At 46.3% G+C, this 12,796-nt stretch carries 9 protein-coding genes; 5 read left to right on the top strand and 4 right to left on the bottom strand.

From position 1 onward, the window contains the following. The first annotated feature begins 49 nt into the window (after positions 1-49). Together L4D79_RS11040 and L4D79_RS11035 are read left to right on the top strand one after the other, a co-directional pair. The gene (locus tag L4D79_RS11040; protein WP_428651288.1) at positions 50-1,150 is read left to right on the top strand and encodes a M20 family metallopeptidase; all 1,101 of its coding nucleotides are present in this window, start codon (positions 50-52) and stop codon (positions 1,148-1,150) included. Between the two features lie 556 nt (positions 1,151-1,706). Beyond that, complete coding sequence (locus L4D79_RS11035; protein WP_428651285.1) at positions 1,707-2,927, top strand: response regulator; 1,221 nt, start codon at positions 1,707-1,709, stop codon at positions 2,925-2,927. Positions 2,928-2,986: 59 nt separating this feature from the next. On the opposite strand, the gene L4D79_RS11030 is transcribed toward L4D79_RS11035, so the two are convergent. After that, positions 2,987-3,850 (bottom strand): SMP-30/gluconolactonase/LRE family protein, encoded by an 864-nt coding sequence (locus L4D79_RS11030; protein WP_428651281.1) that lies wholly within the window; start codon positions 3,848-3,850, stop codon positions 2,987-2,989. 142 nt (positions 3,851-3,992) lie between these two features. Beyond that, the gene (locus L4D79_RS11025) at positions 3,993-4,400 is read right to left on the bottom strand and encodes a GNAT family N-acetyltransferase (protein WP_428651279.1); all 408 of its coding nucleotides are present in this window, start codon (positions 4,398-4,400) and stop codon (positions 3,993-3,995) included. 357 nt (positions 4,401-4,757) lie between these two features. On the opposite strand from L4D79_RS11025, the gene L4D79_RS11020 reads away from it, so the two are divergent. Both L4D79_RS11020 and katG read left to right on the top strand, forming a co-directional pair. Continuing rightward, entirely contained in the window at positions 4,758-6,605 is a 1,848-nt protein-coding gene (locus L4D79_RS11020) for an ABC transporter ATP-binding protein (RefSeq protein WP_428651276.1), read from the top strand. 248 nt (positions 6,606-6,853) lie between these two features. Further along, positions 6,854-9,055: a catalase/peroxidase HPI gene (gene katG / locus L4D79_RS11015; protein ID WP_428651273.1), complete on the top strand. Its 2,202-nt coding sequence runs from the start codon at positions 6,854-6,856 to the stop codon at positions 9,053-9,055. Positions 9,056-9,211: 156 nt separating this feature from the next. Here katG and L4D79_RS11010 read toward each other — a convergent pair whose 3' ends face one another. Next, positions 9,212-9,586: a hypothetical protein gene (locus L4D79_RS11010; protein ID WP_428651271.1), complete on the bottom strand. Its 375-nt coding sequence runs from the start codon at positions 9,584-9,586 to the stop codon at positions 9,212-9,214. Between the two features lie 106 nt (positions 9,587-9,692). Beyond that, the gene (locus L4D79_RS11005; RefSeq protein WP_428651762.1) at positions 9,693-10,370 is read right to left on the bottom strand and encodes a ribosome recycling factor family protein; all 678 of its coding nucleotides are present in this window, start codon (positions 10,368-10,370) and stop codon (positions 9,693-9,695) included. A gap of 589 nt (positions 10,371-10,959) precedes the next feature. Between L4D79_RS11005 and L4D79_RS11000 the strand changes: the two genes are divergently transcribed. Continuing rightward, the gene (locus L4D79_RS11000; RefSeq protein WP_428651268.1) at positions 10,960-12,726 is read left to right on the top strand and encodes a sialidase family protein; all 1,767 of its coding nucleotides are present in this window, start codon (positions 10,960-10,962) and stop codon (positions 12,724-12,726) included. The last annotated feature ends 70 nt before the right edge of the window (positions 12,727-12,796 follow it).

Genomic DNA, 12,796 nt, shown 5'->3' with positions numbered 1-12,796 from the left:
CATTCAAACAGCGCAGAAAAAACACTAAACCTGTGCAAGGAATCAAATTATGGAAACTATCGATTTCACTGATTTAAAAACAATTGTTGAAATAAACTCCTGGACAGGGAACAAAGAAGGCGTTGATCTAAGTGGTCAGACCATGGAAAGCTGGTTTAAACCTCTGGGATTCAATGTTGAGGTTTTTCACCGGGAAAAGATTGGAAATCATCTATTGCTCACCTCGCCACAGCAAAGTAATGCCCCTAAATTATTATTGCTGGGGCACCTGGACACCGTATTCCCACCAGGAATTTTTGAAAGCTTCCGAGAAGATGATGAGTGGGTGTACGGCCCGGGAACATGCGACATGAAGGGAGGGAATTTTGTTGCGTTAAGTGCGTTACGAAACCTGCACCAAACCCATGGGCAAATTCGTAATATCGATGTGCTGCTCGTCAGCGATGAAGAGACTGGCAGCGATGACAGTAAATTCGTGACCCGCCAAATCGCCCACCATTATGATGCCTGTATCGACTTTGAAGCAGCAGGGCCAGATCACGAAGTCGTGGTTGGCCGCAAAGGCGTAGCAACTTACCGCATTGAACTCACCGGCGTTGCAGCACACGCTGGAAATAACTACCACCTTGGCAAAAATGCCAACCTTGCCGCTGCCAAGTTGCTCATTGCTTTAGATGGATTAACGCGTATTGAACAAGGATCCACAGTCAATGTCGGTAAAATTAAAGGTGGGATCAGTACCAATACAATCTCTCCCCATGCAGAATTAATGGTTGAAGCACGCTTTACCCAACCGCAAGAACAAGAGCGTGTACTAAGGGCGATTCCTGAACTGATCCACCAGCATGGCGTTGAGGGGGTGACAGCGAAGATTGAAGGCGGATTGCAACGTGATGTCATGATTCCAACGGCGAAGCAACAAGCCCTACTCGATACTTTTGCCACGATCCTTGGCTATCCTCTGAAAACGGAGCAACGTGGCGGGGTCAGTGATGCCAATATTATGGCGGGAGCCGGAGTCCCAACACTCGATGGCTTTGGTCCATTTGGCGATGGTGATCACACCGAGCACGAGCGCGCCTCCAAAGCCAGTTTTCAGCGTCGGATAAAGGAAGTCACCGCTATTTTGCAGCACTATAGTCAGGCCTAAAAACGTAACACAGGAAAAAACGGGTAATTTTCTATAACCAGAAAATTACCCGTACTTTATCTCAATAAAGCGCTTCATCTTTAATTTATCCCTGAGTATAGAGACTGTAATGAAAAATAAGTTTTCAGGTTATTTGTCGGTAATAAATACAATTCACAAATAGTAGCCAGTTATGTTGGGCTATATTTTCTAGTAATAGATAGCCATTTGAAACGTTACTCATGTCATCGCGTTACGAATTTAATTTTACCCTTTCATCGTACAGCCAAAACAAAGCACTTCCACCGCTGTACGCCAGACGTTGAGACACTTGAGTTATTTCGCATCAAAAGGATACCTACCATACGTAAGCAATGCGATACATAAAAAGAGTTAAAAAACAACACTAAAGTGGCTAGAATCTCATTAAATGCCAAGCTAAATTTACAATTTTCCTGCTCAAGCAAATATCTTTCTTAAAACAAGAGATCGTGTTAATTGTATCTCAAAATAAAATAGCTCATAATACGGCGCCTTATAAACAAAGATAATAATAGACAGCTGCAGGATTAGAGTGATGGAACAAAAGATATTGGTCGTCGAGGATAGCCGTCCATTCCGTCGAGTCATTGAAAGTGAACTAAGGCAAGCTGGTTACACACCGGTTATTGCCAACTCCATCGCTGAAGCCGAAGCTGTTTTGGACAATAGCACAGACTTCCTCTGTGCCATTCTCGATTACTGCCTACCAGACGGGCAAGATGGCGAAATCATCGATGTCTGCTTGTCTGTTGAAATAAAAGTCATTGTTTTGACGGCGCTAATGGATGAGATGACCCGTGAAAAGGTATTGGCAAAAACGGTCATTGACTATATTCCCAAAGACAGTCCAACCTGTATTGCCAGTATTATCCCTATCCTACAGCGCTTAGAACGCAATCACGACCATACCGCTTTGGTAGTTGATGACTCTATCACCGCTCGAAAATACATTCGCAGCCTGCTAGAAAGGCAATACCTGACCGTGCTTGAGGCCAACAATGGCGAACAAGCATTGGAAATGGTAAGCAGAAATAAATCGATATCTTTGGTTATTACCGACTATTCGATGCCAGAGCGCGACGGCGTTAGCTTGATTAAAGAGCTAAGAAAACGCTTTCGCCCCGGGCAACTCGCCATCATTGGGCTTTCCGCCAGTGAAGAGCCAGCTCTTACCGCGAAATTCCTCAAGGCCGGTGCCAACGACTTTCTCAAAAAACCCTTCAACCAAGAAGAATTCTACTGCCGGCTGCACAGCACCCTGAATATCCTCGACTCCGAGCGAAATCTCTACCTATTGGCCAACCGTGATTACCTCACCCAAGCATGGAATCGCCGCTACTTTTTCAACCACCAGCTGGTTAAGAAGAACACGGGCCCTCGTTGCCTAGCACTACTCGATGTCGACAACTTCAAACACCTTAATGACACCTACGGTCACCATATTGGTGACATGGTACTGATTGAACTGGCTAACACCTTAGCGACCTACTTCCCAGATGCCTTGGTCGCCCGTTTCGGTGGAGAAGAGTTCTGTATTCTTTATGGCAACTCTCCAGAAATATTTATCCAGAGACTAAACCGATTAGTCAAAGAAATTGCAGAATCCGAACTGACGATCCTGGGTAACACCATCAAATATACAATCAGTCTTGGAGTCACCCATGCCGAGAGTGATATCCACTCTCTGATCCGTCGTGCTGACAACTGTTTGTATAAGGCCAAAGAAGAAGGGCGCAACTGCCTTATCGTGGAATAAAGCAGGATATGGAATAAACCAAGTATGCGCCCGAGATTATACGAGTGGTTATGGCACGCTTACAGTACGGTCACTAAAGGCTCTTCGATACCCTGCCACTCAACTTTAGCCGTCAATACACGGCCCGGCCCATTAGCGCTTTCGGCACTGGTGACCACAAGTTGGTTACCCTTTTCGCCGCCCAACGCGACCATGGTTGGATTATCGGCTGGTACTGGGATCACATGAGTGACCACACCGTCAGTTCCAATGCGCACGACTGATTTACCGCTGTACATAGCCACCCAGTAAGCGCCTTCACTATCGACACAAGCGCCATCGGGGCGGCCATCAAAATCGGTTAAATCGCAGAAGACGCGGTTTTCGCCATAATCACCCGTTTCAGAGTTATAATCGGCACAATAAACGAGGCTAGAGCCGGTATCTGCCCAATACAGAATGTTGCCACATGGCGAGAATGCCAAACCATTACAGGTCCAGGCGAACATTGGCATCTTCTCTAACTTGCCACCAGCCATGAGTTGATAAAATTGCCCCTGATCGCCCTCTTTGGCACCATTACGCGTCCCGGCCATAAAGCGGCCACCCGGTGCGGCACGGCCATCGTTAAAGCGCATTCTAGGGTGTGTTTTCTCAAGAGGCGCAATTTGCTGACGCTCCGCCTCCCAGCCTTCTAACAAGTAAACACCGGACTTGGTGCCCAACACAAAACCACTTTCACCCCACATTGCAGCACAACCCAGCATGTCATCCCAACGTCGAGCTTCTGCTTTACCCTCTTTTAGGCGCCACAACTCGCCTGCAGGGATATTGACCCAGCACCATGCTTGCTGACGCCAGTCCCAGCGCGGGCATTCTGCAAGATCAAAGCCTTGATCCACCAAAGGGGAAAAATCGAGATTCAGTTGCTGACTTTCTTCCATTGTTATTCCTGTATTTCTTTATTATCCGTTCGATCCCTGCTGAGTAAGCTCAGCATGGGTCGTTGAGCGATCAGAGCTTGAAGCTATTAAAACTGAATATATTAAAGCACTAGTTACCGGTAACATCTAGTCTAGGTGGCTACTATGTCAGTATCATTGCCATTTTAAAGTAAGGAACATCACCTTTGTAAAACCGCTCACCTTCAGGTGCCATGCCAAAGCGGTGGTAAAAGCCACCAGCCGACTCCCGGGCGTCACACCAAAAGCAGCGAACGTTGTTTGTCTTTAGCTCGGTTAAGATGTATTCAATAACCGCCGTACCTATTCCCTTACCTTGATACTCAGGCAATGTAGCGAACTTCCTCAGCCTTGCTTGATCCCCAGAGATAAATACCGATGCCACGCACACCAAAGCGTCACCATCATAGACCCCGTAATGTCGCCCATCAGCATCATCAGGCACCCGGCAAAACTCAACACTCTGATCCGGCCACAATACCTGATGTCGTATAGGCAATGTTTGCTCGGCTGTTATTTCCATAATTTTCACAGTACTTTCTTCCTATTCCTTAATCTTAATATCGACCATAGTTCACTTCCCCCCACAGCAAAGCTCATAGGAAAAAAAACAGGATTAGGCAAGATTAAGAGAGAATTAAGTCTTAACCTCTTAGTTGCATAAATGTACAATCAGTGACCATAGTGTGTATACCCTTGAAGTTACTTGGCTATATACCCGAGCACGGGTATATTTCTGCACATTCTTTTTCCTGTCGTGATATCGCTCTGGTTTCTATTATCACTATGCCTGCCAAGCCATCGAGCACCAAGTCATAGCGTCCCAGAGCTATAGTCTTCGATAGAGCTATTTTGCCAAACACATCTGCCAGACTGGAACCATCAATTTATGTACAAACGTTTCGAAAAGCTCGCCAAGGCCTTTCCGCCTCATGAGCCTGAACCACCACCACAGGGGTTATTCGCTTTCTGCCGCCACTATACCCGTGGGTTTGAACTGCCATTGCTTGCCATGTCGGTTCTCAGTGCACTGATTGCCATTGTTGAAGTCGCCTTATTCGGCTTTATGGGACAACTGGTAGACTGGCTAACCGTACATAATCCAGACACCTTCTGGGCTGAGGAAGGTGGAAAGTTATTGGGCATGGGGCTATTGGTGGTGATTGTTGTCCCTATCCTGATCACCCTGCACTCGCTGGTTGTCCATCAAACCTTGCTGGGCAACTATCCAATGTCAATCCGCTGGCTGGCACACCGCTACCTGCTACGCCAGAGTGTTTCCTTCTACCAAGATGAGTTTGCGGGCCGGATAGCCACCAAGGTGATGCAAACTTCCCTCGCGGTAAGGGAAACCGTGATGAAGTTGCTCGATGTGCTGGTCTACATCACCGTCTACTTCACCTCAATGGTGGTGATGATTGGCCAATCAGATGCCAGGTTGATGCTCCCTATGCTGCTTTGGCTGGCGGCGTATATCGGCATACAACTTTACTTCGTACCAAAACTCAAAGCGGTTGCCACTGAGCAGGCCGACGCCCGTTCAATGATGACCGGCCGTATTGTCGACAGCTATACCAACATTTCCACCGTGAAGCTGTTCTCCCATACTAACCGTGAAACCGAATACGCCGAGCAAGGTATGAGCGGTTTCATGGATACCGTATACCGTCAGATGCGTTTTGTGACCGGCTTTAATATTTCTGTTGAAGCAATCAACTACCTGTTGGTCTTTATCATTGCCGGTATGTCTATCTGGCTATGGTCGAGTGCGGCCATTTCCATCGGCGCTATCGCCATTGCGGTTAGCTTGGCACTGCGCATTAACGGCATGTCCAAGTGGATCATGTGGGAAGTCGGCAGCCTGTTCGAAAACCTCGGTACTGTGGTTGATGGTATGAAAACCTTATCCAAACCGGTCGACATCGTAGATAAGCCTAACGCGCCAGCCTTGGACGTAGCCAAAGGTGGCATTGAGTTTAATGATGTCAGCTTCCACTACGGTGAAGGAAAAGGAGTGCTCGAAAAGCTCAACCTCAACATCAAACCGGGTGAGAAAATCGGCTTGATTGGCCGCTCAGGTGCCGGTAAGTCTACCCTGGTCAATCTGTTAATGCGCTTTCATGATGTGGAGTCTGGAGCCATCAAAATTGACGGCCAAACAATTTCCGATGTCACCCAAGATTCGCTACGAGGCCAAATAGGCATGGTGACTCAGGATACCTCTCTGCTACATCGTTCTATCCGTGAAAATATCCTTTACGGTCGTCCCGATGCGACAGAAGAAGAGTTGCTCAGCGCTACCAAACAGGCTCACGCTCACGAGTTCATAGAAACTCTCAGCGATCCCCATGGCAATGTCGGTTACGACGCACAAGTGGGCGAGCGAGGGGTGAAACTCTCTGGTGGTCAGCGCCAACGCGTTGCGATCTCCCGGGTATTACTGAAAGATGCACCGATCCTGATCCTTGATGAGGCAACCTCCGCCCTTGACTCAGAGGTTGAAGCGGCGATTCAAGAAAGTCTATACCAGCTGATGGAAGGCAAGACCGTTATCGCCATTGCCCACCGCCTATCCACTATCGCCGCGATGGATCGCCTGATCGTGCTAGATAAAGGCGAAGTTGTCGAACAGGGTACCCATCAGGAGCTATTGGATCACCACGGTATCTATGCCCAACTATGGGAGCACCAAACCGGTGGGTTTATCGCCGAAGAGGTTGAGTTAAAACAAGCGTAATTCACTCTCTTTACTCTCATACCGACCCTGCCTCTGCGACCCGCCAGGCAGGGTTTCTTTTATCCATAGAAGTAACGTAACACTTTGATAAAAATCAATTAACCATTCAGTAAACGCTTAGATAGGTCCGCTCTATCACAACTATCGATACAACCGTCTGTAACCTTTTCTCTTTATCGCTATATTCATACAGAGTTTTCCAAACATATCGACTGCCGCACTGATTGCTGGCAGACAAGGAGTTCATTATGAGTAATGGTCAAAAAAGTACGACGGGTAAATGTCCAGTAATGCATGGTGGGAATACAACCCTAGGCGGAAAAGCAACTAAAAATGTTGATTGGTGGCCAAACCAATTGAACCTGAAAATACTGCATCAGAATGACAAAAAATCAAACCCTCTAGGTGAAGACTTTAATTACCCAGAAGCCTTCAAAGCGCTGAACCTAAAAGCAGTGAAAGCAGACCTTGAAGCACTCATGACCGACTCTCAAGATTGGTGGCCTGCAGACTATGGCCATTACGGCCCATTTATGATCCGTATGGCATGGCACGCAGCAGGGACATACCGTACTTCAGATGGTCGCGGCGGCGCAAACACAGGTAACCAGCGCTTTGCACCTCTAAATAGCTGGCCAGATAATGGCAACCTAGACAAAGCTCGTCGCCTACTGTGGCCAGTAAAACAGAAATATGGCAATAACCTATCTTGGGCAGACCTATTTATCCTTGCCGGTAACGTTGCCCTCGAATCCATGGGGCTGAAAACCTTTGGTTTTTCAGGTGGCCGCGCCGATATTTGGGAACCAGAAGAAGACATCTACTGGGGTGCTGAAAGCGAATGGCTTGGTGATGAGCGTTACTCGGGTGACCGAGACCTAGAAAAGCCATTGGCCGCTGTGCAAATGGGCTTGATCTACGTCAACCCAGAGGGTCCGAATGGTGACCCTAGCATACTGGCTTCGGGCCGCGATATCCGCGATACCTTTGCTCGTATGGGTATGGACGATGAAGAAACCGTAGCACTCGTTGCTGGTGGTCACACGTTTGGTAAGACGCACGGCGCAGGTTCTGAAGAAGAGATGGGACCAGAGCCAGAAGCAGCACCGCTAGAAGAAATGGGCTTTGGCTGGAAGAACAGCTTTGGCACAGGTAAAGGTGATGATACAACGACGTCTGGTATTGAAGGCGCTTGGACACCAAACCCTATCGTATGGGATAACGGTTACTTCGATATGCTGTTTGGCTACAACTGGGATCTCGTGAAGAGTCCAGCTGGCGCTTGGCAGTGGGAAGCGATTGGTGTCGATGAAGAACATATGGCGCCTAAAGCACATGATGCCTCTCAGAAAGTGAAAACCATCATGACGACCGCTGATATGGCCATGCGTATGGACCCAATCTACGGTCCAATTTCAAAACGCTTCCATGAGAACCCTGATCAATTTGCGGATGCTTTTGCCCGTGCTTGGTTTAAATTGACGCACCGCGATATGGGCCCGAAGAGCCGCTACATCGGTGAAGAATCACCGTCAGAAGATATGATTTGGCAAGACCCACTGCCACAAGCCAGCTTTGCTGCTCTTTCAAGTAGTGATGTTGCTAAGCTGAAACAGGCGGTTCTTGACTCAGAACTCAGCGTTTCTGAGCTAGTATTTACAGCTTGGTCTAGTGCTTCAACTTACCGTGGTTCAGACTACCGTGGTGGGGCAAACGGTGCACACATTCGTTTATCACCACAAAGAAACTGGGAAGCAAACCAGCCAGATCAGCTGAATAAAGTACTGGCTGTTTTAGAAGGCATTCAGGCTAACTTTAATACCGGTGAGCGTGGCGTATCCATCGCCGACCTAATTGTACTGGCTGGTAACGTTGCTATCGAGAAAGCAGCGAAAGACGGTGGTTTTGATGTAGAGGTACCATTCTCAGCAGGCCGTGTAGACGCAACCGCAGAGCAAATTGATGAAGAGTCGTTTGCGGTATTAGAACCTGAAGCTGACGGTTTCCGTAACTTTGCTAAGAAACTGTTCTCAGTTCCAGCTGAAGAGATGCTGCTTGATAAAGCACAACTACTTGGCCTATCAGCACCAGAGATGACAGTACTTATTGGTGGCCTACGTGTACTAGGCGCAAACCACAACAATACAGCACATGGCGTATTGACCGATAAAGTTGGCGTGCTAAGCAACGACTTCTTCATCAACCTTGTGGATATGGCAACAGAATGGAAACCAGTGTGTCCTAACAACAGTGCTTACCTAGGTACAGACCGAGCGACTGGAGAGAAGAAATGGAGCGCGACCCGTGTGGACTTGGTGTTTGGCTCGAACTCTCAACTTCGTGCTATTGCTGAAGTCTACGCCCAAGACGATGCCAAGGAGAAGTTCGTCACTGACTTTGTCAACGCATGGGTGAAAGTCATGAACGCCGACCGCTTTGATCTAAAATAGGTCTTAACTCACTAGTATTAGCTAGTTAAGTTAAACCAACCCTCATAACAAAGGCGTTAGCAAACTCTACTCTGCTAACGCCTTAAATACTTAAACAAATAGAACATCATGTTATACATGATGAACAAAGTTTAGTGATTACGCTTGGTTTGACGCTTAGTCAATGTCGCAGTCAGTACAACTTTGTAGTGCGATTTCATGCTCAAAGACTGCGGTATCGTTACCTTCTGCCAGTAGCTCTGCTATTTCATCCGCTACTTCTTGCTCATCGTCCGCTTCAACTTGATTCGCTAGTTCTTCTTCTGGGTAGCCGTAGAAATTCAGCAATAAGTAATCACGCGCTTCGTCTTTAGTACAAGTCACGTTCACTGAAAGATCTGGTTCAACGTTGCCTTGCTCGATAATCGCAGCCACTTGCGCTAGGACATCCTCTTTCATTGCAGGCGTTAACCAACCAAGATCAGTGCTTACTGTGGTTTTTTTACAGTTAAAACAAGGAAGTTGGTGAAAGTAATATTGAAAATCAGTCATAGATAATGTCTTCTTTGAGTGTTGTATAGCAAGATTATGCGCGTTTTCTAGCAAAATACTATCTTAATAGGCATTGAAGACTGAATTGCACTAAACGGCGACAAAACTAGAGTTCGAAGTAATCATCTAACGCTTTTCTGGCATCCGCTGTCGAGCAGTTTGTCAGAAAGCATAACTCGGCAACGGTATTTGCAGGGTTATCGACAACATAGGAGAGTAGAGTGCGCGGCTTCTCTGTCTTACCGTAGTCGAAACCTAGGTTCTCTATATCGTTATACGTCGAAAGACGTTTGTGAATTGATTTTCCGATACCGACTAGAGGTTCGCTAGTAGCACTCTGTAGTATGGACTGTAGGGCGTTTAGCTTCGCCAGTCCACCAGCGAATTCTAAATGCCGTTGGTTTGCTTTTCGTTTAGCATCGATACCAATTTCTGCAAGTTTCTCAAGTAAGAAGCTTCGGTCTGTTTTGCCAAGAGAGGCCGTGAAATTCTTTATTTCATACGTCGCCGATTCACTTGCCTCGCCAAGCTGATGCAGGCCGGCGAGATAGCTTTGGTAGACTCGCTGCCACTTCAAACAATGTTTGGAGTCAACGAGTTGGCCAAATGCAGGCCTTGCCGTTACCAGATCTTTATATGTGCCGATAAGGACGTAATTCCGGCTGCGGCGAATCCGTTTCACAATACAACCATACGGCGCGATGACAGAATTGATTTCTGAAATACCGGCGGTTGTGATTTTATGCGCCAGGGACGGCAGGCTGATTGTAATACTCGGCTTCATCATGAATCATAGATCGTAGGTATAGCGAGAAAATAACACCTTTGCGTGTTAAACGCTATTGGGCAATCTCGAGTGACTTTTCTATCTCAAGGTCAATTATGGCTACAACACAATGGCCAACTATTCCTCTCCACACCACTCTACTTTTGTTGCGTAAATTACTTAGGTCAACATCTCATTTCTTTCAACTGCCAATCACAAAAGAGTGAAGCAAAGCTACATTTTGACATTTGCATATTGAAGCATAACTCCACAAACGCATAATGGAGCCATACTCTTCACACCGCCACTTTCTTGGAGTTTGATTTCATTAATGAAAACTTGTTTGCTGCCTTATAGGGGCTTATTTGTGCTCAAGAATTTAACGTATATAGAGAGGTGGACTCACAGCCACCTCCAGATATAAGAGCCTAGGTCGGTACTTGCCTATAGCTCAAATATCATCGTTCATGAAAAGTAAACATGGTTAATAACTCAATCTATCGTAAAAATAAAAACAATAAAAACTCATGCCCTACCTATAGGGCAGTTAACAATCTTAACAGCTGTCTAAATAATTACGTTATTTTGTTCTATATCAGGAGAAAAAATGAAGTTACATAAATTTATAATGCTACTGCTGTTTTTACCACAGGCCGTTTTGGCAAATATTGAAGATATCCAACCGCCACAGGTAGTGGGTGTTCCTCCCGCCGATGCAGGAAGAGGATTAGTACGCGCAAGTGAGAATGAAATTCGCCACTATAATGGTGGGGAAGGTTACGATGGCCGTAAAATGCTGATCAGTAACGATAATGGCCTTACGTGGCAAGAAAGCTTGGCGTCAGCATCTTACCCACCTAACTTTGGCGGGATTCCGATTGAGTCACCAGCTATAGTCCCTAACCCAAATACTGGAGAATATATTCGAGTACAGCCAATCAATGGCTACGTTTTTATTTCCAGTGGAGGGCTTGATGGCGAGTGGGGCGCTGTGACTAAAGATGGCCAACTTGACTATAACTGGGAGCAAAGTGACAAAGAGAACTACTTGACCCTTGGCGGCATCATGCGTAATCCGACTTTCGTTAATAATGGTCAACGTATTTTAATTCCATCACATGATATGCGCGTAGGCACAACATTACATATTTCAGATGATGGCGGTCTAACTTGGCGCCCTTCTCAAGATATAATCTCAGCACCACCGCATGAAAAAGACGAGATCCACCAAGGTGTGCGATGGCGTAATAGTGGCGTTGAAGGTTCTATTGTAGAGCTTAGAGACGGACGCCTTTGGATTCTTGTTCGTACCTCTCAAGACCAGTACTACGAGGCGTTCTCGTCAGACTATGGTGATACATGGACAGAATCACAGCCTTCACGTTTTTTCGGTACTTTGACGATGCCAACTATTGGCCGCTTGAAGGATGGGCGTTTACTCGCACTTTGGACAAATACGATGCCCTTGCCTGAACATAAGGGAACCCAAGATGATATGTGGGAAGATGTATTTACCAATCGTGATTCTCACCATGCAGCAATCTCTAACAATGATGGTAAAACATGGACTGGATTTCGAGAGCTCATCCTAGATGAACATCGCAATAGAGACGATTATGCACTCTTTGAAGGTCAGGGTGATCGGGGTAAACAGCAAAGTGAATTTGTCGAATTGGATGAGCATCGCGTTCTTATTTCAGTTGGGCAACATAAAGAACATCGCCGTTTAATGATTATGGATACGCGCTGGCTTTACGAAAAAGAGCGAAGTGACCATTTTGAAAACGACCTAGAAAATTGGACCGTTCATAGCTATATCCCGGAGGTAAGAGGCCACGTCAGTTACGATCGTAAACCATCGTCTCACCTTGTCGATCTTATCGATAAGCCAGAACATAAAGCGCTGCAAATTAAGAGAGTCAGTGATTCGGAGCTAATTCATATCGACAATGACCTTAATTATGAAAAAGGCGGTGCGACTTGGAATTTCCCGAATGGAAAGAACGGTCGAGTTGATATTCGCTTCATGTTAAATGAATACAGTGGCGGTACTCAAATCAGCCTCACTGATCGTCTGTTCAATGCTGTTGATGAAACAACTGCGCACTATGCTGTATATACATTAAATGTCGCACCAGGAAAGAAAATTGGCGAACATGAACTTGAAGCAAACCGTTGGTATACCCTTAGCTTAGATTGGAATGGTGTGAAGAAAAACTCGACGACTCGAGTCTTACTAGATGGTAAATTCGTAGAAAGACTTAAAATTAATAATACCAGTCCAAATGGCGTTAGCTACCTCCACTTTATATCGACAAGCCAAAACGCTGATGAAGGAATGTTAATTAAATCTGTTCACGCTTCGGTTAAATAAAAGAGGACCAATATAAGCCGCCACGGTGTTTTTGTGGCGGCTTAATTCTGCAAAGTTATCGAAATGATAA

Source organism: Photobacterium satsumensis (genome assembly GCF_050336935.1).
In the GTDB taxonomy this organism is placed as follows: domain Bacteria; phylum Pseudomonadota; class Gammaproteobacteria; order Enterobacterales; family Vibrionaceae; genus Photobacterium; species Photobacterium satsumensis.
This window is presented reverse-complemented; position numbering and strand designations above follow the sequence as displayed.